Annotated in this window: 18 protein-coding genes and 1 tRNA gene; 2 read left to right on the plus strand and 17 right to left on the minus strand. The window is 72.3% G+C overall.

The features are described 5' to 3' along the window. Nucleotides 1-4: 4 nt before the first annotated feature. The 7 genes from AC5P1B_RS02520 to AC5P1B_RS02550 form a co-directional block, all read right to left on the minus strand. Nucleotides 5-77 (minus strand) — tRNA-Ala (locus AC5P1B_RS02520). Between the two features lie 237 nt (nucleotides 78-314). Next, nucleotides 315-968 carry a histidine phosphatase family protein gene (locus AC5P1B_RS02525; protein WP_493884831.1) on the minus strand — a complete coding sequence of 218 codons (654 nt, stop codon included), beginning with the start codon at nucleotides 966-968 and terminating at the stop codon, nucleotides 315-317. Beyond that, the gene (gene rsfS / locus AC5P1B_RS02530; RefSeq protein ID WP_493884499.1) at nucleotides 965-1,417 is read right to left on the minus strand and encodes a ribosome silencing factor; all 453 of its coding nucleotides are present in this window, start codon (nucleotides 1,415-1,417) and stop codon (nucleotides 965-967) included. Before rsfS ends, AC5P1B_RS02525 begins: the two co-directional genes overlap by 4 nt. A gap of 290 nt (nucleotides 1,418-1,707) precedes the next feature. Then, nucleotides 1,708-3,882: an LCP family protein gene (locus AC5P1B_RS02535; protein ID WP_493884500.1), complete on the minus strand. Its 2,175-nt coding sequence runs from the start codon at nucleotides 3,880-3,882 to the stop codon at nucleotides 1,708-1,710. 10 nt (nucleotides 3,883-3,892) lie between these two features. Next, nucleotides 3,893-4,504 carry a nicotinate-nucleotide adenylyltransferase gene (nadD, locus tag AC5P1B_RS02540; protein ID WP_493884501.1) on the minus strand — a complete coding sequence of 204 codons (612 nt, stop codon included), beginning with the start codon at nucleotides 4,502-4,504 and terminating at the stop codon, nucleotides 3,893-3,895. Nucleotides 4,505-4,547: 43 nt separating this feature from the next. Beyond that, the gene (locus tag AC5P1B_RS02545; protein WP_493884502.1) at nucleotides 4,548-4,703 is read right to left on the minus strand and encodes a hypothetical protein; all 156 of its coding nucleotides are present in this window, start codon (nucleotides 4,701-4,703) and stop codon (nucleotides 4,548-4,550) included. A gap of 356 nt (nucleotides 4,704-5,059) precedes the next feature. Beyond that, nucleotides 5,060-5,209 carry a hypothetical protein gene (locus AC5P1B_RS02550; RefSeq protein ID WP_493884503.1) on the minus strand — a complete coding sequence of 50 codons (150 nt, stop codon included), beginning with the start codon at nucleotides 5,207-5,209 and terminating at the stop codon, nucleotides 5,060-5,062. Nucleotides 5,210-5,303: 94 nt separating this feature from the next. Here AC5P1B_RS02550 and AC5P1B_RS02555 point away from each other — a divergent pair, with 94 nt between their 5' ends. Beyond that, nucleotides 5,304-6,503, plus strand: a complete 1,200-nt coding sequence (locus tag AC5P1B_RS02555; RefSeq protein ID WP_493884504.1) for a M48 family metallopeptidase — start codon at nucleotides 5,304-5,306, stop codon at nucleotides 6,501-6,503. Here AC5P1B_RS02555 and AC5P1B_RS02560 read toward each other — a convergent pair. The 5 genes from AC5P1B_RS02560 to proB form a co-directional block, all read right to left on the minus strand. After that, nucleotides 6,469-7,725 (minus strand): SCO2583 family membrane protein, encoded by a 1,257-nt coding sequence (locus tag AC5P1B_RS02560; protein ID WP_493884505.1) that lies wholly within the window; start codon nucleotides 7,723-7,725, stop codon nucleotides 6,469-6,471. The two genes, AC5P1B_RS02555 and AC5P1B_RS02560, sit on opposite strands and share 35 nt — an antisense overlap. Nucleotides 7,726-7,800: 75 nt before the next feature. After that, nucleotides 7,801-8,427, minus strand: a complete 627-nt coding sequence (locus tag AC5P1B_RS02565) for an SCO2584 family spore wall biosynthesis protein (protein ID WP_493884506.1) — start codon at nucleotides 8,425-8,427, stop codon at nucleotides 7,801-7,803. 303 nt (nucleotides 8,428-8,730) lie between these two features. After that, nucleotides 8,731-10,014, minus strand: coding sequence for a glutamate-5-semialdehyde dehydrogenase (locus tag AC5P1B_RS02570; RefSeq protein WP_493884507.1), 1,284 nt, complete (start codon nucleotides 10,012-10,014; stop codon nucleotides 8,731-8,733). Between the two features lie 374 nt (nucleotides 10,015-10,388). Beyond that, nucleotides 10,389-10,901, minus strand: coding sequence for a DUF8830 family protein (locus tag AC5P1B_RS02575; protein ID WP_493884508.1), 513 nt, complete (start codon nucleotides 10,899-10,901; stop codon nucleotides 10,389-10,391). A 208-nt stretch (nucleotides 10,902-11,109) separates the two neighbouring features. Beyond that, nucleotides 11,110-12,213, minus strand: a complete 1,104-nt coding sequence (gene proB, locus AC5P1B_RS02580; RefSeq protein WP_493884832.1) for a glutamate 5-kinase — start codon at nucleotides 12,211-12,213, stop codon at nucleotides 11,110-11,112. 648 nt (nucleotides 12,214-12,861) lie between these two features. Here proB and AC5P1B_RS02585 point away from each other — a divergent pair. Beyond that, nucleotides 12,862-14,952: a hypothetical protein gene (locus AC5P1B_RS02585; RefSeq protein WP_493884509.1), complete on the plus strand. Its 2,091-nt coding sequence runs from the start codon at nucleotides 12,862-12,864 to the stop codon at nucleotides 14,950-14,952. A gap of 478 nt (nucleotides 14,953-15,430) precedes the next feature. On the opposite strand, the gene obgE is transcribed toward AC5P1B_RS02585, so the two are convergent. From obgE to AC5P1B_RS02610, 5 genes are all read right to left on the minus strand, one after another. Then, entirely contained in the window at nucleotides 15,431-16,867 is a 1,437-nt protein-coding gene (obgE, locus tag AC5P1B_RS02590) for a GTPase ObgE (protein WP_493884510.1), read from the minus strand. 186 nt (nucleotides 16,868-17,053) lie between these two features. Then, nucleotides 17,054-17,311, minus strand: coding sequence for a 50S ribosomal protein L27 (rpmA, locus tag AC5P1B_RS02595; RefSeq protein ID WP_493884511.1), 258 nt, complete (start codon nucleotides 17,309-17,311; stop codon nucleotides 17,054-17,056). A gap of 14 nt (nucleotides 17,312-17,325) precedes the next feature. Continuing rightward, nucleotides 17,326-17,646: a 50S ribosomal protein L21 gene (gene rplU, locus AC5P1B_RS02600; RefSeq protein ID WP_493884512.1), complete on the minus strand. Its 321-nt coding sequence runs from the start codon at nucleotides 17,644-17,646 to the stop codon at nucleotides 17,326-17,328. Nucleotides 17,647-18,067: 421 nt separating this feature from the next. After that, nucleotides 18,068-22,300 (minus strand): Rne/Rng family ribonuclease, encoded by a 4,233-nt coding sequence (locus tag AC5P1B_RS02605; RefSeq protein ID WP_493884513.1) that lies wholly within the window; start codon nucleotides 22,298-22,300, stop codon nucleotides 18,068-18,070. Nucleotides 22,301-22,518: 218 nt separating this feature from the next. Continuing rightward, complete coding sequence (locus AC5P1B_RS02610) at nucleotides 22,519-23,319, minus strand: TIGR03936 family radical SAM-associated protein (protein ID WP_493884514.1); 801 nt, start codon at nucleotides 23,317-23,319, stop codon at nucleotides 22,519-22,521. Between the last annotated feature and the right edge of the window lie 102 nt (nucleotides 23,320-23,421).

Consider the following 23,421-nt stretch of genomic DNA (forward strand, 5'->3'; position numbering starts at 1 on the left):
CTCGTGGAGCTAAGGAGAATTGAACTCCTGACCTCCTGCATGCCATGCAGGCGCTCTACCAACTGAGCTATAGCCCCGCTGTTCCCCTTGGAGGTGAACCACCTGGTGGCGGTCCCTTCCGTGCCGGGAACGAGAAGAAGCTTAACCGGTGACCAGCCCAGATGCGAAATCCGGTCGGCGGCGGCCCACAGGGGGCCGACCGCTCGGGCGCTCTCGGGTCTGGCACGGCCTCCGCCGCGCCGACCCGGTACGGGACGACTGTGCTGCGACGACCGGCGGGGACCAGGGCGGGACCAGCGTGGGACCGGCTTCGGTCAGTCGTCGTCGCCGAGGACCGGCTCCGGCAGCGTCCCGGCGTTGTGCTCAAGCAGCCGCCAGCCGCGCGCGCCCTCGCCGAGCACCGACCAGCAGCAGTTGGTCAGGCCGCCCAGCGACTCCCAGGTGCGCGAGTCGAGGCCGAGCAGGCGGCCGATGGTGGTGCGGATGGTGCCGCCGTGGCTGACGACGACGAGCGTGCCGTCCTCTGGCAGCTTCTCGGCGGCGTCCAGGACCACGGGAGCGGCCCGGTCGGCGACCTCGGTTTCCAGCTCGCCGCCGCCGCGCCGCACGGGCTCGCCGCGCTTCCACGCCGCGTACTGCTCGCCGAACCGTTCGACGATCACCTGGTGGGTGAGCCCCTGCCACTCGCCCGCGTACGTCTCGCGCAGCGCCGCGTCGTACGACACGTCGAGGCCGGTGATCGCCGCGAGCTCCCCGGCCGTCGCCGACGCCCGCTTCAGGTCGGAGGCGATGATCGCGTCCGGCTTCAGCGCGGCCAGCAGCCGGGCGGAGCGGCGGGCCTGGGCGACGCCGGTCTCGGTCAGCTCGATGTCCGTGGAGCCCTGGAAGCGGCGCTCAAGGTTCCAGGCTGTCTGGCCATGGCGCCACAGGACGATGCGGCGGCCCTGGCCGCCCGTGGTGCCGCTCAGTGGAACTCACCGTCCTGCCGGTCGTCACCCTCGTCCTCCACGGCCTTGGCCCTGGCGTACTCCGCGCCCTTGCCCTGGGTGGCCAGCGCGTCGGCGGGCAGCTCAAGCTGCGGGCAGTCCTTCCACAGCCGCTCAAGGGCGTAGAAGACGCGCTCCTCGCTGTGCTGCACGTGGACCACGATGTCCACGTAGTCGAGCAGCACCCAGCGGGCGTCCCGGTCGCCCTCGCGGCGCACCGGCTTGGCGTCGAGCTCCTTGTTCAGCCGCTCCTCGATCTCGTCGACGATCGACTTGACCTGGCGGTCGTTCGGCGCCGAGGCGAGCAGGAAGGCGTCAGTGATGGCGAGCACGTCGCTGACGTCGTAGGCGATGATGTCGTGCGCGAGCTTGTCTGCGGCCGCCTGAGCGGCGGTCTTGATGAGCTCGGTGGAGCGGTCCGTGGCGGTCACAAGCAGGGCTTTCCGGTCGATGGCTGCCCCATGCGGTGGCTGGGGGCGTGATGACTTAAGGGTCTCACGCCCCACACACACTTCCGCCAGCCGTTTCCTGAGCCAGTACGCCGGGCCGGACCGCCCCGTCGGGGCCAGGCGAGACCCGCCCCGCCCCGCCCGCCGTAGCCACGAAGTCCGCGCTGCCCGCCCCCGGCTCCCCCGGTCGGCCGTCGCAGCCGGGCCGACGCGCCCCGGCTCCGCCCGCGGCGACCGGCCGGGCCGGTCGCCGCGGGCGGGACCCGGGGCGGTCAGGTCTTCGGGCCGGTGAAGTCGCGGCCCAGGACGACGGTGACGTCCGCGTTGGCCGCGCCCTTGCCCTCGCGTACGGCGCTCTTCGGAAGGCCGAGCGTCGCCGCGACCTCCTTGGCCTGCTCCGCCTGCTGGGCGTCCGCGTAGGTCACCCGGGACGTCGCGGCCTGGGTCGAGCCGTTGCCGCCGCCGACGACCGTGAAACCGCCGTTGACCAGGGTGACCTGCGCGGTGCTGGCCTTGCGTTCGTCACCGGTGGCGTTCTGGACGCTCACCCGTGGCGTGGCGTCCTTGTCCGGGTTCTTGACCGATCCGCCGAGGATGTCCTTCACCACCTTCTCGGTGGCCCCGGCACTCAGCGTGCCGTCGGGCCGCACGGGGAGCAGCTCGGTGTCGTACGCGCCGTCCTGCGCCCGCTGCGCCAGCCGTGCCAGCGACGCGCCGAGCTGCTTCTCGGTCAGCGACGGGTCGGGGATCTGCGCCAGCGTCTCCACGGTGGTGGTCGCCTTGGCCTCGTCGGTGGAGATCTTCCCCAGCACGGCCCGCATCACCTCGCCGAAGCGCGTCAGCTGCTTGGACTGATCCTCGCCGGGCTCCCGGTGGGTGGCGTAGGCGACCGCGCCCTGCCCGTTGAGCCGCTGCCCCTTGCCGCGCTCGACCAGCGGGTCGTCGCCCTTCTTGGCGGCGGGGACGGTGACGTCGGTGTCGACGGAGATCCCGCCGACGAGCTCGACGAGGTTTTCCAGATACGGGGTGTCCAGCCGCCAGGTCCCCTGGATCTCGGAGCCGAGCAGCGCGGTCAGGGAGTCCCTGGTGCCGCCCGCGCCCTCGTCCTCGACGGCGTTGCCGAGGGTGGTGGTGCCGCCCTCCTCGGCGGAGACCGCGAGCGCGTTGGGCAACAGGACCGTGCTGCCCTTCTTCGTGGTCTCGTTGTCCACGAGTAGGGCGGTGGAGCTACCGCCGCCCTTGGTCTCGCGCAGATGGACGACGATCGCCTGGCGCTGCTGCGGGCCGCTCGCTTCGGAAGCGCTGTCCCCGCCGCCGGACATACCGGGCAGCTTCTCCGCGTACCAGAGGTAGCCGACGCCGCCGGTGAGGGCGAGGGCCAGCACGACGACCAGCACGATGACGCGGGTGCGCACCTTGCGCTTGCGTTCGTCGCGCCGCTCGGAGCGGGTCTCGGCGAACTTCAGCCAGTCGATGACGTCTTCGGACTCTTCGTCCGGCTCCTCGATGAAGGAGAACTGCTCGGTGCGGTACTCCTCTTCGTCCGCCGCCTGTTCCCGCGCCTCCTGGGATTCCCGGGACTCGCGAGGCGGCCGTCCCTCGGACGGCCCCGCAGCGCGGCGGGTCTCCCCGTACGACGGTTCGGCTCGGCGCTGGTCGGGCAGCTGGTCGGGCCGCTGCCGCTGGTCCGGGTAGCCCGGCTCCTCGTAGCGCGGCTGGCTGGCCTGTCGCGGCAGCCACTCCCCCGGCGCGGCCTGGCCGCCCTGCTGCGGATGAAACTGCTGGGGCTGCTGCTGAGAGCGAGGCCGAGTCTGTCGCGCCTGCTGGGGCACCTGAGGAGATGTCGCCTGCTGGGTCTGCTGAGCTTGCTGGGCCTGCGAGGGCTGCTGGGTGTACGGGTCATAGCCGTAGTCGCCCGGGGCCTGTGGCGACTGCGGGGCCTGCTGCTGTGCGGGGAAACCCTGCTGCGCTTGGTACTGCTGCGGCTGCTGTGGCGGCTGCCCCTGGTACTGCTGGGGCGGGTAGTTTCCCTGTTGCTGCTGAGACTGGTGTTGCTGCTGAGGCTGCTGGCCCTGCGGCGCCTGCTGCTGGCCGCCCGGCTGTGCCGCGTACGGGTCGTAGCCGCCATAGGCGTCATAGGTGTCGTACGGCTGCTGCGCCTGCTGCCCGTACGGGTCGTAGCCCTGCCCGCCCTGGGACATGCCCTGCGAGGCGTCGTTCTGACCGGGCTGACCGGGCTGACCGGGCTGACCGGCTTGACCGGGCTGGCCTGACTGACCGGGCTGCGGCTGGTAGACCGGCTGCCCGTACGCGTCGTAGCCGTAGACCTGCGGATCTCCCTGGTACGCCGGGTTCTGCGGGTAGTGACCGCCGGAGTCCTGGGCGTACGGGTCGTGCTGCGGGTCCCCGGGCCAGAACTCTGGGGATGGCTCCTGTCGGTCGTTCACCGGTGCCCCTTCAGCCGTCGTCCCGGTACAGCTCGCGCTTGTCGATGTAGCGCACGACGCCGTCCGGGACCAGATACCAGACCGGGTCGCCCTGGGCGACGCGCGTCCGGCAGTCGGTCGAGGAGATCGCCAGCGCCGGAACCTCGATCAGCGAGACACCGCCTTCGGGCAGCCCGGGGTCCGTCAGTATGTGCCCTGGCCTGGTCACCCCGATGAAGTGCGCGAGGGAAAACAATTCCTCGGCGTTGCGCCACGTCAGAATCTGCGCGAGCGCGTCAGCACCGGTGATGAAGAACAGATCAGCGTCACTGTTGTCGGCCCGCAGGTCCCGCAGTGTGTCGGTGGTGTAGGTCTTGCCGCCCCGGTCGATGTCGATGCGGCTGACGGAGAACTGCGGATTGGACGCGGTGGCGATCACCGTCATCAGGTAGCGGTCTTCGGCCGGGGAGACGGTCCGGTGGCTCTTCTGCCACGGCTGCCCCGTCGGCACGAACATCACCTCGTCCAGGTGGAACTGCGCGGCCACCTCGCTGGCGGCGACCAGGTGTCCGTGGTGGATCGGGTCGAAGGTCCCGCCCATCACGCCGAGTCGCCGCTTCACGGACGCTGTCTGTTCTTCCATGCGTGCAGACCCTACTAAGCGAGGCCGAGCTCCGGGGCCGAGGTCAGCGGTCCCGGTTGAAGCGGGTGGTGATCCACAGCAGGAGCAGCAGGACGAACAGCGCGCCACCACCGGTCAGGTAGGGGTTGAGGCTGTCGTGCTCGCCGCCCTTGGAGGCGAGTGTGACGAGATTGGTGTGGGCGGTGCTGAATGCGGTCATGGTCGGCAGGACCTATCCGGAGGTCCCCACGCCGGAGGCTAGGGGAAGACGGGCAGAGGACTTCGGCCACATCGTATGCGGGGTCGCCGCGCAACCTCACGCCGACTCCGCACGTCTACGGATCTATGCGGGCCCCCGCCGGGCCCGCAGCGCGGAAACGGTCCTTCCGGCGGCACCGGAACCAGCACGGCGACGAGCGCCGGACCCGGTCCAGGGCCCGGTCCAGGGACCGGCACCGAGGCGGCCTCGGAGGCGGTCACCGGAACCGGCTCCCGGCGCGGGGTATGAGCCGTTCCCAGCCTTTTGCGGGCTCGGAAGCGGGCGCGCGACCGAGGCCGGGGTGGGCGGGCACGGGATCAGTCCTGCCGGCTGTAACCGCGCAGCAGGAACCAGGCGAGCAGGGCCGCGCCCACGACGCCGACGACGATGACGGTACGCAGTACCGGCCCGGCGCCGTTGCCGTGGGAGGCGGCGAGCACTTCGGTCAAACCAGTCAGGTGAGGCATTCCTCCACGGTAGCCATGCCACCCGGACGACCTAGGGTGGGGTCTGCCGAAGGGGACGAGGGGCAACGACACAGCAGCCCAACGAGGGGGCACGATGAGCGAAGGCAACACTCACGGGCACGAGCACGTGCCGAGCCGCGAGCGGAGGCGATTCCCCGGGATCTCCTCGCGCGCGTACGAACATCCGGCGGACCGGTCGGCGCTGGTGGCGCTGCGGAAGCTGAGCGGCTTCGACACCGTCTTCAAGGCGTTGAGCGGACTGCTGCCCGAGCGCAGCCTGAGGCTGCTGTTCCTGTCCGACTCGGTACGGGTGAGCGACCGGCAGTTCGCACACCTCAACGACATGTTGCGGGACGCCTGTTACGTACTGGACCTGGAGAAGGTCCCGACGATGTACGTCAACCAGGACCCGCAGCCCAACGCGATGTGCATCGGCCTGGACGAGCCGATCATCGTGGTGACCACCGGGCTCGTCGAGCTGCTCGACGAGGAGGAGATGCGGGCGGTCATCGGCCACGAGGTGGGCCACGCCCTGTCCGGGCACGCCGTCTACCGGACGATACTGCTCTTCCTCACCAACTTCGCCTTGAAGATCGCCTGGATTCCGCTGGGCAACGTGGCGGTGATGGCGATCGTGACGGCGCTGCGCGAGTGGTTCCGCAAGTCGGAACTGTCGGCGGACCGGGCGGGGCTGCTGGCGGGTCAGGACCTCCAGGCGTCGATGCGCGGCCTGATGAAGCTGGCGGGCGGCAACCATCTGCACGAGATGAACGTGGACGCCTTCCTTGAGCAGGCCGACGAGTACGAGGCGGGCGGCGACCTCCGCGACTCCGTACTGAAGATCATGAACGTGCTGCCGCGCACGCATCCGTTCGCCACCGTGCGCGCCGCCGAGCTGAAGAAGTGGGCGGCCTCCCGCGACTACCAGCGGATCATGGATGGCCACTACCCGCGCCGCGACACGGACAAGGACACCTCCGTCTCCGACTCCTTCAGGGAGTCGGCGAGCCACTACGCCAGCTCGGTCCGCAGCAGCAAGGACCCGCTGATGGGCCTCGTACGGGACATCGCGGGCGGCGCCGGGGACCTCGGCGGCAAGCTGCGCGACAGGTTCACGGGCGCCAACGGCGGCGGCAACGGCAGTGGCAACAGCGGCGGCAACGGTGGCAGTGGCGGCGATGGCGGCGACGGGCCCGCCGACGGGACGCCGCCCGGCGACGGCCCGGGCGAGGGGCCCGGTGAAGGGCCCGGCGGCGGCGCTAGTGGTGGCCCCGGGGGGACGGCTGCGCATTAGGCGCGAGGACGCCGCAGAGTGAGTCCGTCGGGCGCCCGGTCGTGTACGGGTTCGTACCGGCCGAGGTGTCCGACGGCGCGCTCTGCCCGGCGAACAGCGGCCGCAGGTAGGCGGCGGAGTCCGGCGCGCATGCCTGCGGCCCCGCCTGGAGCGCACTCTCGACGACCTCGACGTGGTGGTCGCGCAGATCGTCGCGGTCGAAGCGGAAGCGTGCTTCGCGCCGCACGGTGAACAGCGAGTGCGGGCCCGTGCCCGGCACGGTCACCGGAGCCACCTGGTCGCGGCTGTCGGCGCCGGGGGGCGCGGCGCCGCTCCCGGGGGTCGTAGCGCCGTCGTCGGCGCCCTGGGAGTCCTTGGCGGGCGCCTCGGACCCCTGGGCGCCCGGGGTGCCCTTGGCACCCTTCTCCGCTTCGGCTCGCGCGGCACCCTTGGCCGCGGGCCGTACGGCATAGACGTAGGTGTGGTCGGCGATGACCTCAAGGGCGGTCGAGCCCACCTCGCTCACCGTGATCCGCCCGTGCACCCGCACCGGCTCCTTGGCCAGGGAGACCCGCCTGGGGTCGAAGCGCATCACCCAGCCGGTCGCGGCATGCCGCCCGTCGTCGACCGGGTGCGCGAGGCTCTCGTCGAACTGGCCGATCTGGTCGGGGTCGATCAGCAGCCGTACGGCACGCGCCTCGCCCCCGGCGAGCGTCGCCGGGTCGAGCGCGGAGTTGACCAGGAACTCCTTGGTGGTGGTGAGCGCCTTGGCGACCTGTCCCTCGGAGAAGTGCGCCGTGCCCTTGGCCCTGGGCAGCGTGATGCCTTCCGCGCCGATCCGGAACTTCTTCGCCGGGCTGCGTTCGTACAGCTCCTTCGCCGGTCCGCCCGGCACCTCACCGCGCGGGGTCAGCGGCACGACGGCGCTGCGCAGCGGTTCGGCGGGGGTGGCCTGGGGCTTTTGGTACGGGTGTTGTACGCCCATGTAGACGGCGGCGGTGAAGGCGATGGCGATCAGCAGGACGAGGATGACCGCCTGCCGGGAGGACCCGGCCGTCCGCTTCCACACACGCCGGCTGCGCACCGCCGGGGCGTGTTCGACGATCCGCTCCTGCGCGGAGAACTCCTGCAACCGGGCAGCACGGATGAACTGCTCATCGAACACCAGGGAGCGGTACTCGTCGTCGCCGCCTCCCGGGATGCTTTCGGGTGCACCCTCGGGAGGATCTCCAGGCCCGGTCATATCACCAGAGTAGGTCGGTAGGGACGAACATAAACGTCCTCAGGGCTCGACAAGTTCAGACGAAAGCTCACGCGGTCACGGAGACCGGGGCACAGCGGACGCGGTGGGCACCGGGGAGTCGGCCGAGACGGAAGGCAGCGGGCTCGGCCGGCTGCCGGGCGCGCCGTCCACACCGCTGCTCGCGGGCGGCGGGCTGGGCTCCTCCCGGTCACCGGAAGCCCCCCGGTACACAGCGGTGAAGGCCAGGGCCACCACGCCGATGCCCATGAGCACGGCGAGCACCCACGCCACGGGCCGCTGCCAGTGCGTATGGCCCCGGTAGGGGCGTCCCGCCTGGCCGTATCTGCCATACGGGCCGAACACGTCGTCAGGGTCGTCGTCGTCGCCGACGCGGCCGTACCGGGCACTGCCCCCCGCTTCGTCCGGGTCGTAGCCGAACTCACCGTCAGGCCCGTACCCGTCGTCGTAGAGGTCGTCCTCGGTCGGGCCGCCGCGCGATCTGGCCCGAGCGGCCTCGGCATCGGCGCGCGCCTGCGCCGCCGCCAGCATCCGCTCGACGGCGGTTGGCTCATGGACCTCGGCGGACCGCACGAAGTCCTCGTCGAAGACCACGGAGGCGAACTCTTCGTCCGCTGCCCCGCGGCGGTGGTCGTCGGGCTCGTCGCCGTCAAGGAACGGCCTGCCCCCCACGTCGTCCGGCACCCGTCCAGGTTAGCCCTGAGCGTTCGTTTTGGGCAGGGCGTGAGGAGATTCCCGGGCACGCGACCGACGGGCCCGGCGCCGGACCCCCACCGGCTGGGCCGCGCCGCCACCGGACCGGCGGCGGCGCGGGTCAGCGGGGACCGCCGGGCCCCCAGCGGCGCCATACGGGCCGGTACGCGGCGGGCGGCGGCCCGCTCCGGCGCCGGAAACCTGCCCCGCCCCGGCGGCCGACGGCCCGCCGACGGCCTCCACCGGCCGCCTCGCCCCAGCTCACCGGCCACGTGCCCCTCGGACATCACGCGGCTACCTGACGTGTCCGTCGCCCGTCACGATGTACTTCGTCGACGTCAGCTCTGGCAGCCCCATCGGGCCCCTGGCGTGCAGTTTCTGCGTGGAAATGCCGATCTCGGCACCGAACCCGAACTGGCTGCCGTCCGTGAAGCGCGTCGAGGCGTTCACAGCGACCGTGGTCGAGTCCACCAACTGGGTGAACCGGCGGGCGGCGGCCTGCGAGGTGGTGACGATCGCCTCGGTGTGCCCGGAGGACCAGCGGCGGATGTGCGCCACCGCTCCCTCAAGGGAGTCCACGACCCCGGCGGCGATGTCGTACGACAGGTACTCCGCCGCCCAGTCCTCGTCGGTCACGGCGACCACAGCCGTCTTGGACCCGGCGCGCTCAGCGCCCGCGAGCACCGCCTCGTCACCGTGCACCGTCACCCCGGACTCGGCGAGCGCGGCGAGCGCCTTAGGCAGGAACGCCTCGGCGATGTCCTGGTGCACCAGCAGCGTCTCGGCCGCGTTGCAGACGCTCGGCCGCTGCGCCTTGGAGTTGACCAGGATCTCCACCGCCATGTCCAGGTCGGCCCGCGCGTCCACGTACACATGGCAGTTGCCGGTGCCGGTCTCGATCACGGGCACGGTGGACTCCTCGACGACCGTACGGATCAGCGACGCTCCGCCGCGCGGGATCAGCACGTCGACCAGACCGCGGGCGCGCATCAACTCGCGCACGGACTCGCGGCTCTCGCCCGGCACCAACTGCACGGCGTCCACCGGCAGTCCGGCACCACCGACGGCGTCGCGGACCACCCGCACCAGCGCGGTGTTGGAGGAGTACGCGGAGGAAGAGCCGCGCAGCAGCACCGCGTTGCCCGACTTCAGGCACAGCGCGGCGGCGTCCACGGTCACGTTCGGGCGGGCCTCGTAGATGATCCCGACGACCCCGAGCGGCACCCGGACCTGGCGCAGGTCGATGCCGTTGGGCAGCGTGGAGCCGCGGACGACCTCGCCGACGGGGTCGGGCAGCCCGACCACGTCCCGCACGTCGGAGGCGATGGCCCGTACCCGCTCCTCGGTGAGTGTGAGCCGGTCGATGATCGACTCGCTGGTGCCGGCCGCCCGCGCCCGCTCGACGTCCTCGGCGTTGGCCTCGACGATCTCCGCCGTCCTGGCCTCCAGCGCGTCGGCGATGGCGAGCAGAGCGGCGTCCTTCGCCGCGCGTGGCAGCGGAGCCAGCTCAGCGGCGGCTTCCCGCGCGCGGCGGGCTGACTGGATGACGGGCGAGGGGGCGGATTCGCTGCTGCTCATGGCGCGCAGCCTAGCCGGGCGACGCCGCCCGGCCAGCGGGTGTTTCACTCCCCGGGACGCTTCCTGGGACGTTCCTGGGCGCTCCCCCGCCGTGCGGCGTCCCAGCGTGGCGCGGAGCACGCCCGGCCCGGCGTGCGGCACGCCACCGCTTCCCTGTGAGCGACGCCACGCCACGGCGGCGGGGGCGCGGCTCCGTGGCGGTCGGGGGCGCGGCCTGAGCCGTGGCCGACGCGTCGTGCTGGAGGCCCTGTCCGTGCGTATGCCCGTGCGTATGTCCGTGGTTCACGGACCGCGGGTGCGTCGTGGCTGGTCGCGCGCGTTCCCCGCGTCCCTGACGGGGCACGTCCCTCCCCTGCGCGAAGGCTGACAGCCCCCTAATACGGGTGGACGCCGACCGGGGTCGCCGGGGCCGGGCCGTAGCCCTCCGCCACGCGCTGGTGGTACGTCTCCCGGTCGATGACCTCAAGCCCGACGATCTCCCACGGCGGGAGCTTCGCCGTCGAGCGGTGCTCGCCCCACAGCCGCAGCGCGACCGCCGCCGCGTCGTGCAGGTCCCGGGCCTCTTCCCAGTAGCGGATCTCGGCGTGGTCGTTGGCGTAGCGGCTGGTCAGCAGGAACGGATGGTCGTGAGCGAGCTGCTCAAGCGCTCGTCTGACCTCCTTCAGCGGCGCCTCGGCCCCCGAGACGCTGAGCGTGATGTGCCACAGCCGGGAACCTTCCTCTTCCTGGCCCGCCGCCTCCGGCGCCATGGAACCGGTCTCCGCCAGGCTCCCGCTCTGGCTGCTCGCTCCGACGCTGGTCAGCGCGCGTTCCTCGCCGACAGTCCTACGGGTGTGGGTGGGCGCACCCCCATTGCGAGGCTGCGGCCCTGGGCGCCCTCGTGTCACCGGCGGCCTCCTGTTGATCGCCGCTCCGCTCACCCTCGGGCGGAGCTGTGTACTGCTCTCTCGCTCCGGCAACCGCTCCCCGTGCGGCGCCGTGCAACAAAGTTGACCAGCCCGAAGCCACCCGTGTGGCGGTTTTCAGGAAGGTCTCCTTGGAAAGGTGGGAGTTCGCGCGTTTTCCCTCACCCTGCTGACACTTGGGTGACGCCCGTCAGGGGTGCAGCACGACCAGGTCATCGCGGTGCACGACCTCACGCTCGTACGCGGGGCCGAGTTCGCGTGCGAGGTCCCTGGTTGACCGGCCGATCAGCTGGGGCACCTCCTTCGCGTCGAAGTTGACCAGCCCGCGGGCGACCGGCCGTCCCGCGCTGTCGCGCAGCTCGACGGGGTCGCCCGCGATGAAATCGCCCACGACCTGCGAGATGCCCGCCGGGAGCAGCGACGTGCGCCGCTCGACGACGGCCCGCACGGCGCCGTCGTCCAGGATGAGGGCGCCGCGCGGCGCTGAGGCGTGCGCGAGCCACAGCAGCCGGTCGGCGGAGCGGCGGCCCGTGCGGTGGAAGTAGGTGCCCGTGGGGCGGCCGAGGAGAGCGTCGGCCGCCTGGCTGGCGGAGGTGAGCACGACGGGGATGCCCGCGGCGGCGGCGATCCTGGCCGCCTCCACCTTGGTGACCATGCCGCCGGTGCCGACTCCGGCCCGGCCCGCGCTGCCGATCGTCACGCCGTCGAGGTCGGCGGGCCCGGCGACCTCGGTGATCCGGGAGGTGCCCGGTGTCCTGGGGTCGCCGTCGTACAGGCCGTCCACGTCGGAGAGCAGCACCAGCAGGTCGGCGCGTACGAGGTGGGCGACGAGCGCGGCGAGCCGGTCGTTGTCGCCGAACCGGATCTCGTCGGTGGCGACGGTGTCGTTCTCGTTGACGACCGGTACGGCGCCCATGGACAGGAGCTGGTCCAGCGTGCGGTACGCGTTGCGGTAGTGGGCGCGGCGGCTGGTGTCGTCGGTGGTGAGCAGCACCTGGCCGACCCGGCGCCCGTAGCGCGCGAAGGAGGCGGTGTAGCGGGCGACCAGCAGCCCCTGGCCCACGCTCGCCGCCGCCTGCTGCCTGGCGAGGTCCCTGGGGCGCTTGGCGAGGCCGAGGGGCGCGAGCCCGGCGGCGATGGCACCGGAGGAGACGAGGACGATCTCCCGGCTGTCGCCGTGCGCCTTGGCGAGCACGTCGACGAGCGCGTCCACCCGGTCGGCGTCCAGGCCGCCCGCCGCCGTGGTCAGCGAGGACGAGCCGACCTTCACCACGACCCTGCGGGCCGCTGTCACCTCGTGCCTGGCGCCCTCAGGCCCGGCGGCTTCCCGCGGCCCGGCTCCCCGCGCGGGGGCGTCCGTCGCGACCGGCCGCGCGGTCGCCCGTCGTGCGCTTCGTTCCGCATCCCGCTCCGCCGACGCGTCCTGCCCTGTCACGGCCGTTCCCAACTTCGTACCTCGTCGCCATCACCCATGGATGCTCACGCGCGCCCGTACGGGTGCGTGCTCGTGCGCACTGGGCAATGTACGACAGCCGTGCGTGCGATCGCCCGCGCGTTCGCCCCGTGGACGCGGCGGCACGGGCGCCCGCGTACGCGCGTGGACCCCAGCGGACAGGTGTGCGGGGGTCGGCAGGCACGCGCCGACGCCCGCCCTACGGCACGCAGCGGCCTTGACGCCGCCTCCCGGGCCCTCCCCGGCGGCGGCCCAGCGCCCGTTCGCCCGCCGGGCGACGACGGCTTACCGTAAAGGCTGTAATCGTTTGACCCCGATTCGCGGCGATTGGCGCCGCGGCAGATTGTCACCGGGCCTGGCCTCGGCATACGGTCGGTGGTCGACCCGTATCCACACGCTGTCACCCAGGTGACCGCGTAGGGAACGGATGGCCGACACGCATGGCCAGCCCTCTCCTTTTCCGTCGCTCTCCTGCCAGGAGCCCACCCCGTGCCCTCTGCCGGAATCGCCCCCCGCCGAGTCGTACAGCTGGCGGCACTACTCGCGATGATGGTGTTCTTCACCACTCAGCTTGTCGGCGCCCTGCTGCCCAATGTGCCACTCCTGATCACCGCGTCGGCGGCGGGTCTCGCACTCGACCTCTATCTCCAGCACAAACAGCCAGGTCTGCTGTCCCTGCTGGGCAAGATCCGTTTCGATGTCACGGTTCGCCAGCTGTTCCGCGACATGCTGATCGTGGTCGGTCTGCTGCGCATTGACGGCATCAACCCGCTGCACGAGCAGGCGCCGCTGACCGTCGGCCTGCTCCTCTTCTACATCCTGCACTTCCTCTGCCAGGCGGTGGCGGTGCTGGTCAAGCGGCGGCGTTCGCTGCCGTTCGTCACCCGGAACATCGACGCCTCCGCACTGCGGCTGACCGAGGCCCCGCCGCGCCTGCTGGCCCGCCAGCCCGCCCGGCGGCTGCTGCGCTTCGCCGCACCCGCCACCGCGGGTCTGCTGATCACCGCGGCGACCGAGGACGCCCTCTGGGGCGGCATCGGTCTCGGCATCGCGGTCGCCCTGTCCCTCGGTGGGACCGTGTGGCTCGGCTCCTGGCTGCTGCCCGCCAAGCGGGTGGCCAACGAGCAGCAGGCCCTGGCGTGGCTGGACCGCTGGCTCGCCGGCTACCAGCCCACGGTCGGCATGTACTTCTCCGGCGGCACGTCCTCCGCGTACCAGGCGAACATGTGGCTCTCCACGCTCGACGCGCTCGACGGCAACCCGGTCATCGTGCTCCGTGAGCGCTTCATGGTGCAGAAGATCGACGCCACCGACATCCCGATCGTGTGCATCCCGAAGGTCGCGCACCTGATGCGGCTGGAGCACTCGGCGCTCAAGGTGCTCCTGCACCCGGCGAACTCCGGCAAGACCTCGCAGATCCTGCGCATCCCCTCGATCAAGCACGCCTTCACCAACCACGGCGAGAGCGACAAGCTCTCCAGCTGCAACCCGTACGCGAAGGCGTACGACGAGGTGTGGGTGGCGGGACCGGCCGCGCGCGAGCGCTACCAGCTCGCCGACATCGGCGTCGACGACAAGGACGTCGTCGAGGTCGGCCGCCCGCAGCTCGCGCCGATCGCCCCGTACACCGGCGCCCCGACCGGCCCGTACACGAACGTGCTGTACGCCCCCACCTGGGAGGGCTGGGACGGCAACCCGGGCAACACCTCGGTCATCCTGGCGGGCGAGAACATCGTCCGCGAGCTCCTCGCCGACCCCGGCGTGCGGCTGCTGTACAAGCCGCACCCCATGACCGGCTCGGTGGACCCCCGTGCGGGCGTGGCCAACCAGCGCATCCAGAACATGATCGCCGAGGCCAGCGCGCGGCGCGGTGGCGAGCGCCCGGGCCCCGAAGCCATGGCGGAGCTCGCGCGGCGCACCGAGGAGCTGGAAAAGGTCACCACGACCGCCTTCCGGCGCAACACCGACGAGATCGAGCGGATGCTGCTCCAGGGCGCCCCCGCGAGCGACCGCGCGGCGGCCGTCGCGGCGGCCATCGCCGCCTGGGAGTCCGCGTTCTGGTCGTCGCTGCCGGAGTGGGAGCACCAGATCATCACCGGGCCCCGCCCGGCGATCTTCTCCTGCTTCAACCACTCCGACCTGCTGATCAGCGATGTGTCCAGCGTCGTGTCCGACTACCTGAGCAGCGAGAAGCCGTACGCGGTGGCGAACACCAGCGGGCTGTCCGAGCCGGAGTTCAGGGCCGGGTTCCCGACGGTGAGCGCGGCGGCGATCCTCTCCCCCGACGCGGAGGGTGTCCCGGCCCTGCTGGACACCGTCCGGCACCCCGAGCGGGACCCGCACGCCGCGGACCGCGCCCGGCTCAAGGTGCACCTGCTCGGTCCGTCCGACCCGCCGTCGCTCGTGCGCTTCAACCAGGCGGCGCTGGCGCTGGCCGCCAAGGCGGAGGAGCGGCAGGCACGGATGGAGGCCCGTTCCTCCGACGAGTTCCCCGGCCAGCGAGAGGCCACCGACGCCGCCGAGGAGATGGAGATGGAGGCCGACGCCTCAGACGCGTCCGAGGCGAACGCGGCCGTCTGACCGAGGCGACCGCCTGACCAGGCGAGTGACACGACTGCCTCGGCACGGCCCGCAGGCCGCACCGAACGCATCGGCCCCCCGGAAGCACATCGCTTCCAGGGGGCCGATCGGCGTTCGGGCGGACCGCGCGGGCACCCGGCGGGCGGTAGCGGGCAGGCAGCGGGCCCGCGCCGGGCCGCGCGCCGCGCGCCGCTTCCGAGACGTCCAAGGCATCCCGGGTGTCCAAGGCGTCCAAGGCGTCCAAGGCGTCCAAGGCGTCCAAGGCGACGGCATCGCGGTGAACGCCACCGTGCGACCAGCGTGACCGTCCGACCGCCCGAGCGAGCACCACCGCCCCAGCATCGCCCCGTACCCCACACCCAACGCGACGGCCCCCCGGAAGCACATCGCTTCCAGGGGGCCGTCCGGCCGTCACGCGCCCTGCGGGCGCCCGGCACACAGGCAGGGCCCGCGCCGGGCCGCGCGCCGGCGCAGTGGGCTAGAAGGGCTTGAACTCCTCGTACGCCTCATCCGCGTCGTCCCGGGCCGCGTCGCGGTCACGGCGGCGCTGGGTGGCGGGCCGGGGCTCTTCGAGGCGGTGGTCCTCGCCACGACGGCCCAGCATCTCCGCACCGGCGGCCATCGCCGGCTCCCAGTCGAAGACGACCGCGTCGTCCTCGGCGCCGATCGCGACGCCGACTCCGGCCCTGGCACCCGCCTTGAGGAGGGCCTCCTCGACGCCGAGCCGGCTGAGCCGGTCGGCGAGGTAGCCCACGGCCTCGTCGTTGCTGAAGTCGGTCTGGTTCACCCAGCGCTCGGGCTTCTCGCCCCGCACCCGGTACAGGCCCTCTTCCTCGACGGTGACGGTGAACCCGGTGTCGTCCACGGCCTTCGGCCTGATGACGATCCGCGTCGCCTCCTGCTTCGGCTTGGCCGCACGCGCCTCGGCGACGATGCCCGCGAGCGCGAAGGACAGCTCCTTCAGCCCCGCGCGGGAGACCGCGGACGCCTCGTAGACCTGGTAGCCGCGGGCCTCCAGGTCGGGGCGGATGATGTCGGCGAGGTCCTTGCCGTCCGGGATGTCGATCTTGTTGAGGACGATGAGCCGGGGCCGGTCTCCCAGACCGCCGTACTCGGCCAGCTCCGCCTCGATGGTGTCCAGGTCGCTCAGCGGGTCACGCTCGGACTCCAGCGTCGCGGTGTCCAGCACATGCACGAGCACCGAGCAGCGCTCGACGTGCCGCAGGAACTCCAGGCCGAGCCCCTTGCCCTGGCTGGCGCCGGGGATCAGGCCGGGCACGTCCGCGATGGTGTAGACGGTCGAGCCGGCCGTCACCACGCCCAGGTTCGGCACCAGCGTCGTGAACGGGTAGTCTGCGATCTTCGGCTTGGCGGCGGACAGGACGGAGATGAGCGAGGACTTGCCCGCGCTCGGGTAGCCGACGAGCGCCACGTCGGCGACGGTCTTCAGCTCAAGGACGACGTCACCGGCGTGGCCGGGCTCGCCGAGCAGCGCGAAGCCGGGAGCCTTGCGGCGGGCGGAGGCGAGCGCCGCGTTGCCGAGGCCGCCGCGGCCGCCCTGGGCCGCCACATACGTGGTGCCATGGCCCACGAGGTCAGCCAGCACCTCGCCGTTCTTGTCGAGCACGACGGTGCCGTCCGGGACCGGCAGGACCAGGTCGCCGCCGTCCTTGCCGGAGCGGTTGGCGCCCTCGCCCGGCTTGCCGTTGGTGGCCTTGCGGTGCGGCGAGTGGTGGTAGTCGAGCAGGGTGGTGACCGACTGGTCGACGACGAGGGTCACATCGCCGCCCCGGCCGCCGTTGCCGCCGTCCGGGCCACCGAGCGGCTTGAACTTCTCACGATGGACGGAGGCGCAGCCGTGGCCTCCGCTACCCGCGGCGACGTGCAGTTCGACGCGGTCCACGAAGGTGGTCATGACGGTGCCTCCAGGATGAATCTCCCCGCCGTGCGCGGGGCAAAAGTATGAATCTGTCGCTGCGCTGCCGCTCTCGCCGCGAACGCCGCAAACATTGACAACAAACCGAGGGCGGACCCGCTTCCCCGTTCACCGGGAAAGAGCGGTCCGCCCTCGGAGAGGTGCTGTGGATCGTCCGGCGCGAGATTACTCGGCGACCGGGACGATGTTCACGACCTTGCGGCCACGGTGGGTGCCGAACTGCACCGCACCGGCGCCCAGCGCGAACAGGGTGTCGTCGCCACCGCGACCGACGCCCGAGCCCGGGTGGAAGTGGGTGCCGCGCTGGCGGACCAGGATTTCACCGGCGTTGACGAGCTGACCGCCGAAGCGCTTCACGCCGAGCCGCTGAGCATTGGAGTCGCGACCGTTCCGGGTGGACGATGCGCCCTTCTTATGTGCCATCTGTTCTCAGTCCCTTACTTCGCAGCCGTCGGGATGCCGGTGACCTTGATCGCCGTGTACTGCTGGCGGTGACCGATCCGCTTGCGGTAACCAGTCTTGTTCTTGTACTTCAGGATGTCGATCTTCGCACCCTTGTGGTGGTCCACGATCTCAGCCTGGACCTTGATACCGGCCAGCACCCACGGGTCGCTGGTCACGGCATCGCCGTCGACGACGAGCAGCGTCGAGAGCTCGACCGCGTCGCCCACCTTGCCGGTGGAAATCTTGTCAACCTCAAGGACGTCACCAACAGCAACTTTGTGCTGGCGGCCGCCGCTACGCACGATTGCGTACACGCGGTTCTCGCTCTCTCGCTAGGAAACGGGACCTCTGATGCCAGCCGCTCACACAGGCCGGAGCCTGTGAAAATCCGAATGGACGAGCGGCCTCTCCCGGCGAAACCGGGAGGTATTTGCTCAGGGGGTTGGCGTACAGACGCCGACGGTCAAGATTACGGCGCCGCGACCGGAGGGTCAAACCGGCCCCCGGCGCCCGCCCCGCCCCGCGCCCGTACGAGCCCGCCTGAGCCTGCCAGGTCCGCACCGGGCTCCCCGGGCGCTCAGGCCGTCCGCAGCGGCCCACGGCCCCGCCCAGAAGGCGGACGGCCCACACCGGCTGCGCACCGACCGCCACGCACCGACCGCGCCCCGGGCTCATGCGAGCCAGGGGCGCGGTCGGTCACTGCGGGACGGACACCGTCGTGCTACGGACCGGGAATCAGTCCTCCGTCGAGGCCGACACGGTGGCGGTCGTCTGCTCCGCCGCCGCCGTCGTCGTCTTCGAAGCGGCCTTCTTCGCCGTCGTCTTCTTGGCCGCCGCCTTCTTCGTGGTGGCCTTCTTGGCGGCTGTCTTGGTCGCCGTCTTCTTGGCGGCGGCCTTCGTCGCCGTCTTCTTGGCCGCCGTCTTGGCAGCGGTGGCCTTCGTGCCCGTCGCCTTCTTCGCGGCCTTCTTCGCCGTCTTCTTGGCCGGAGGCGTGACCTCCGCCTCGTCCTCGGCGGCGACGGCCTCGGCGACCACCGGGTCGGGCTCCGCCGCCGGCTCCTCGGCCCGCGGCGCGCTCGGCGCCTCGGCTTCGGCCGCCTGCCGCGGCTCGGGCTCGCCCTTCGGCTGCTGCGCGGTCGACGAGCTGACGACCACCACGGCCGCCTCAGCCGACTCGGCGGGCGGACCGGCCGGGGCCGTCGCCTTACGCGTCACCCGGCGCCGGGCACGCGGTGCGCTCACCACGGGCTCCACCGCCTCAGCCGGAGCGGCGGCTTCCACCGCTTCCGCCGGGGCGACCGGCTCGGCCGGGGCCTGCGCCACCGGCTCAGGGGCCGCTACGGGCTCCCGCACGGGCTCCGCCTGGGCGGGCACCTCCGCCGGGGCGACCACGGTGCTCACGGCCTCCTCGGCGGTCTTGGGCGAACCCGCCGGGGCGGACGCCTTGCGGCTCGCCCGGCGGCGGCCACGGCGCGAGTCCGCACCGCGCGAAGGACCGGCGGCGGCCTGCGCCTCAGCGGCGCTGCCGTACCACTCCTCGTCCGCTCCGACCGTCGGCTGCAGCTCCGCCTCGGTGACCGCGGCGGGCTCCAGCTCGGGCTCCTCGTCGGACGGCTCGGCCGCCCGCTCGTGCTCGACGGCACCGTCGGCCAGCTGCTGATCGGCACCGGCCTTCTTCTTCTTGCCGCGCTTGCCGCCGCCACCGCCGCCGATCGAGGACGGCTGGTCCATGTGGACGATGACGCCGCGCCCGTTGCAGTGCACACAGCCCTCGGAGAACGACTCCAGCAGGCCCTGGCCGACCCGCTTACGGGTCATCTGCACGAGGCCGAGCGAGGTGACCTCGGCGACCTGGTGCTTCGTCCGGTCCCGGCCGAGACACTCAAGCAGCCGACGCAGCACCAGGTCCCTGTTGGACTCCAGCACCATGTCGATGAAGTCGATCACGATGATGCCGCCGAGGTCGCGCAGCCGCAGCTGGCGCACGATCTCCTCGGCCGCCTCCAGGTTGTTCCTGGTGACCGTCTCCTCCAGGTTGCCGCCCTGGCCGGTGAACTTGCCGGTGTTGACGTCGACGACGACCATCGCCTCGGTCCTGTCGATCACCAGCGAGCCGCCGCTGGGCAGCCAGACCTTGCGGTCGAGCGCCTTCATCAGCTGCTCGTCGATCCGGTACGTGGCGAAGACGTCGACGTCCGACGTCCACTTCTGCAGCCGGTCGGCGAGGTCGGGGGCGACGTGCGCGACGTATCCGTGGATGGTCTCCCACGCGCCGTCACCGCTGACGATGACCTTCGAGAAGTCCTCGTTGAAGATGTCGCGCACCACGCGGACGGTCATGTCCGGCTCGCCGTACAGCAGCGTCGGCGCGTGCGAGCTGCTGCCGCCCTTCGCCTTCTGCTGGATCTCTTCCCACTGCGCCTGCAGCCGGGTGACGTCGCGCGCCAGCTCGTCCTCGCTCGCGCCCTCGGCGGCCGTACGGACGATGACGCCCGCGTCCTCGGGGACGATCTTCTTGAGGATCTGCTTGAGCCGGGCCCGCTCGGTGTCGGGGAGCTTGCGGCTGATGCCGGTCATCGAGCCCTCGGGCACGTACACGAGGTAGCGCCCGGGCAGCGAGACCTGGCTGGTGAGCCGGGCGCCCTTGTGGCCGATCGGGTCCTTCGTGACCTGCACCAGGACGGACTGCCCCGACTTCAGGGCCGTCTCGATCCGGCGCGGGCCGTGGCCCATGCCGAGCGCCTCGAAGTTGACCTCACCGGCGTACAGCACCGCGTTGCGGCCCTTGCCGATGTCGACGAAGGCGGCCTCCATCGACGGCAGCACGTTCTGGACCTTGCCCAGGTAGACGTTGCCGACGTAGCTGGTGGCCTGCTCCTTGTTGACGAAGTGCTCGACAAGGACGTTGTCCTCCAGCACACCGATCTGGGTGCGCTCACCGCTCTGCCGCACCACCATCACGCGCTCGACGGCCTCACGGCGCGCCAGGAACTCGGCCTCGGTGATGATCGGCACCCGGCGGCGGCCCTGCTCGCGGCCCTCACGGCGGCGCTGCTTCTTCGCCTCAAGACGGGTCGAGCCCTTGATGGACTGCACCTCGTCGGACGGCTCGGTGTCCTTCTGGCGCCGCTCCCTCGGCTCACGGATCTTGACGACCGTACGCTCCGGGTCGTCGCCCTCGGCCGCGGCCTCGGAGCCGTCACCGCTACGACGGCGCCGGCGACGGCGGCGCCGGCTGCTGGCGGAGCCACCGGCCGCGTCGTCTTCCTCGGACTGCTCCTCGTCCACGTCCTCGGCGGAGCCGGACGTCTCGTCCTCGGACTCGGCCTGCTCGCCCTCGGACTGCTCGTCGCCGTTCTCGGCGTCCAGCGCTTCACCCCGGCGGCGGCGACGGCCACCCCGGCGGCGGCGCCGCGACGGGCGGTCGCCCGACTCGTCGTCCCCCGCCTCGGTGTCGTCGGTGTCGGCTTCCGGACCGGCCTCGACCGGTACCTCCGCGGCGCGCTCCGGCGCCTCGTCCCCGCGCGGCTCGGCGGTCCTGCCGCTCTCCGCCGCCTGCTCGCTCTCGTCGGCCGGCTCGCCCCGGCGGCGCCGCCGACGACGGCCGCCGGTGCCACGCTCGGCGCGGTCGGCACGCTCGGTGCGCTCAGCACGCTCGGCGGTCTCCGGGGCGGACGGGACGTCCTCGTCCTCGTCCAGCTCGTCCTCGGCACGCCCGGCGGCCGCGGCTGCCGCCGCTGCCGTCTCCGGTGTCTGGAACATCGGCTCGGCGAACACCGGTGCCTGGAACACGGCGGTCGGCGGCCGCACAGCCCGGCGCCGCCCACGCGGCGCCGCCTGCGGCTCGGCCGTCTCGGTGGTCTCCGGCGCGGCCTCGGCCCGCTCGCTCACGGCGTCGGCGGTGCTCGGCGCGGCGCTCTCGCTGACCGCCCGCTTACGGGTACGCCGCGACACCGGTGCCTCCGGCGCCTCGGCCGTCTCAGCGGTGTCACCAGCGGTCACGGTCTCGTCGCGCGCCTCCTCGGCGGCGGCGGACGTCGTCTTGCGGACGGCGCGACGGCGCGTACGGCCACGCGGGGCCGCCTCGGCCTCGGCCGGGGCGCTCTCCGCGACGCTGGGGGCACTCTCCGGCTCGGTGGCCGCAGCCGGGGCCGGGGCGCCACTGTCGGCGACGGCGGCCGTGCTCGCTGCCTCGTCCTGGGGTGCGGCCTCCGCCTGCGGGGCGGTGGCCTTACGGGTCGCACGACGACGCGGGCGGGTGCGCGGCGCCTCCTCGGCGGCGGGCGCGGCCTCGGGCTCAGCCACGATCGGCTCAGCCACGGCCGCGGTTTCTTCCTCCGCCTCTTCCGCTTCCTCATCGAGGGCGACGGGCTCCGGAACGCTCGGGGCGGTCGCCTTACGTGTGGCGCGACGGCGGGTACGCCCACGCGGCGCGCTCTCAGCCTCAGCCTCGGCGGCGGGAGCAGCGGCCTCCTCAGCGCCGGACTCGACGACGGGGGCGGCGCTGGCGGGAACGGTCTGCGCGGCGGCTTCCGGGGCGCTCGCCTGCGGAGCACCGGCCGGGGCGGTGGCCTTACGGGTCGCACGACGCCGCCCACGGGTGCGCGGCGCCCCCTCGGCTTCGGTGTCGTCGGCGGCGGCGTCCGTGACGGCGGGCGCGGCGGCGGCTGGGCTGTCCTGGGCACCGGTGGCTGCGGCAACCGGCGCGGAACGGCCAGCCGACCGGTCACTCACCGGGGCGGCCTGCGGCGCTTCCGCGGCGCCGGACAGGCCCTCAGGGTTCGCCGACGTCACGGCGTCTTCGCTGCTCAGCGCGCCCTTCGCGACCGGCGGCCCGGCAGGGCGGGAAGCGGCGCGGCGCCGTCGGCGCGGCGGCAAAGTGCCACTCGGGCTGTTCTCAGCAGGGTCTCCGGCGGCGCGCTGCGCGGCCGGATCAACGGCTTCATTGGGCTCAATTGGTTCGAGCATGCGGGCAGTTCTCCCGTCACGCTCCCGGGCGCCGCGCCTGTTTCCGGTCGCGGTCCCGCTTCATGTGCGCGGTTCCGCCATCCGGGGCGCGGGCGCCGCACGGGAGCTGTCGTCTCGCTCGCCGGGTCCGTATCGACGGGACCGGCGAAAGTCTCCTGGTCAGTGCGCCTGCCTCACCCGGGTGACTCCCGTGTACGGCGGCGCGTCGACGACCATCCCTATCCGGGACCTTCCGGCGCTCCCCCGCGAGCGGGCGTTACCCCCATCGCGGCGGTGGCCCCGGCGGCCGTGGGTGGGGCGGCCAGGACTGCCTCGCGGTCGGGTGCGAGCGGATCGGTCACCGTGCCGGACTCCTCATCGAGCAGCCCCTGCGCCAGCCTGGTCACCGCAGCGGGGACCGGCGGCGCCAGGTCGGCCGTGGCGCGAAGACCGGACAGGACGTCGTCAGGTCGAACGGCAGGTGTCAAATGCCGAACAACCAGCCGCAGTATCGCACAGGCACCGCCGCCCGGCCTATCGGCCTGACCTGGGAATGCCTCAAGTGCGGCGACTGCCCCACGGGCGTCGAAGTTACGCAACCCATTTTTTGTGCGGCGCTGGACCTCGACGGTCTCCGCCGCGAGGAACGCCGCTGCGGCGCGCTCGGCGTCGGCGTGTTCCACCCCGTCGAGGCGGATCTCCCAGATCGACGCCTGGAGCCGGTCGGCCAGCCCGGACGTCATGGCCTCCACCGCGTCGGTGATGTCGAGGTCATCCGGAAGGGACTCGTTCAGGAGCTCGCGGAGCCGGTCGGGCTCGCGCCGCTCGGCCAGCTGGATCTCCAGGTACTCGGCTTCACTGCCGGTGCCGGTGGGGGCGGCGTTGGCGTACGACACCTTGGGGTGCGGGGTGAAACCCGCCGAGTACGCCATGGGTACCTCTGCGCGGCGCAGCGCGCGCTCGAACGCGCGCTGGAAGTCGCGGTGACTGGTGAACCGGAGGCGGCCGCGCTTGGTGTAACGCAGTCGGATGCGCTGCACCGCGGGTGCGGGCGGGGGGCCTTCGGGCTGTCGCTTGCCCAGTGGTACTTCTCCTCGTATAGGGCGCTCCGTGGCGCCGTCCCCGCGCGAACGGGGACTGTT

The organism is Streptomyces sp. A01 (assembly GCF_059026195.1).